We start from the raw sequence: 1,514 nt of genomic DNA on the forward strand, positions 1-1,514 counted from the left end.
GCGGCGCGGGGACGTCCGCCGCCGCCCGGAGCCTCGGCTCCGACCTGGACGCGCTGTTCGCCGACCGGGCGCTGACCGGTGCCCAGGTGTCCGCGCTGGTCACCGACGCGGCCACCGGCGAGGTGCTGTACCGGCGGACGCCCGGCGCGCTGCTGCTGCCCGCCTCCACCCAGAAGACGGTGACCGCGGCGGCCGCCCTCGAACTGCTCGGCCCCGACCACCGCTTCACCACCGAGGTGCTCGCCGCCGGCCCGCGCACCGGCGGCCGGATCGACGGCGACCTGGTGCTGCGCGGCGGCGGCGACCCGACGCTGCTGCCGGCCGACCTCGACGCGCTGGCCGCGGCGGTGGCCGCCGCCGGGGTGACGGAGGTCGGCGGCGCCCTGCTGGCCGATGCGAGCCGCTGGGACGACGTGCCGCTCGGCCCCAGCTGGTCGTGGGACGACCAGGCGGCGTACTACAGCCCGCAGATCTCCGCGCTGACCCTCACCACCGACACCGACTACGACCCGGGCACCGTCCGGGTCGTGCTGACCCCCGGGGAGGCGTCCGGGCAGCCCGCCGCGGTGCGGGTCGTCCCCGCCGAGGCGCCCGTCCGGTTCACCGGCCGGGTGGCGACCGGCGCGGCCGGCAGCGCCCGTACCGCCGTGGTCGACCGCAGGCCCGGCGGCAACGAACTGCTGCTCTCCGGCAGCGTCCCGGCGGACGGCGGCCCGAGCGAGGAGTGGATCGCCGTGGACGCCCCGGCGCTGGTGGCCGCCGACGTGTTCGCCGCAGCCCTGGCCCGGCACGGGGTCGCGGTGCAGGGTGCGCCCCGCGAGGGCCGGGCGCCGGCGGGCGCGGCCGTCCTCGCCGCCCACGACTCGGCGCCGGTCTCGGCCCTGATGGCGCCCTTCCTGAAGCTCAGCAACAACGGCATCGCCGAGCACCTGGTGAAGGAGATCGGCCGGGTGCGGGCCGGCAGCGGCAGCTGGGCCTCCGGCACCGACCAGGTGAACGGCTTCCTGCACCGGGCGGGCCTGGAGCCCACCGAGGCCCGGCAGGTGGACGGCTCCGGGCTGTCCCGGCACGACCTGCTGACCGCCTCCCGGCTCACCGCGCTGCTGGCGTACGCCCGGACTAGGCCCTGGTTCGCCACCTGGTACCAGGCGCTGCCGGTGGCCGGGGACGCCCGGCGCGCCGTCGGCGGCACCCTCACCAACCGGATGCGCGGCACCGCCGCCGAGGGCCGGGTGCACGCCAAGACCGGCTCGATGACCGGCGTGGACGCCCTGACGGGCTACGCCGAGCGGGCCGACGGCCGTACCCTGGCCTTCGCCGTCCTGGTCAACAACTTCGCCGGCAGCAGCCCCCGTTCGGTGATCGACGCGTTCGCCGTCCGGCTGGCCGGGGGTTCGGCCGCCACCGTCCGCGCCGCCCCGCCGGCCGAGACGCCGGGCGAGGTGCCGGACCGGGACTGGGAGACCGCCTGCCTGGTGGAGGCCCGGTGCTGACGGGCCGCACCGGCCGGCTGC

Annotated in this window: 1 protein-coding gene; it reads left to right on the forward strand. The window is 78.3% G+C overall.

Annotated elements, in window-relative coordinates; all coding sequences use genetic code 11:
• Nucleotides 1–1,493 (forward strand): D-alanyl-D-alanine carboxypeptidase/D-alanyl-D-alanine-endopeptidase (dacB, locus tag ABZ641_RS36940; RefSeq protein ID WP_359988945.1); only part of this gene is annotated, 1,493 nt, incomplete at its 5' end.
• Nucleotides 1,494–1,514: the final 21 nt, after the last annotated feature.

The sequence above is a fragment of the Kitasatospora sp. NPDC007106 genome, from assembly GCF_040634455.1.
Lineage (GTDB): Bacteria > Actinomycetota > Actinomycetes > Streptomycetales > Streptomycetaceae > Kitasatospora > Kitasatospora arboriphila.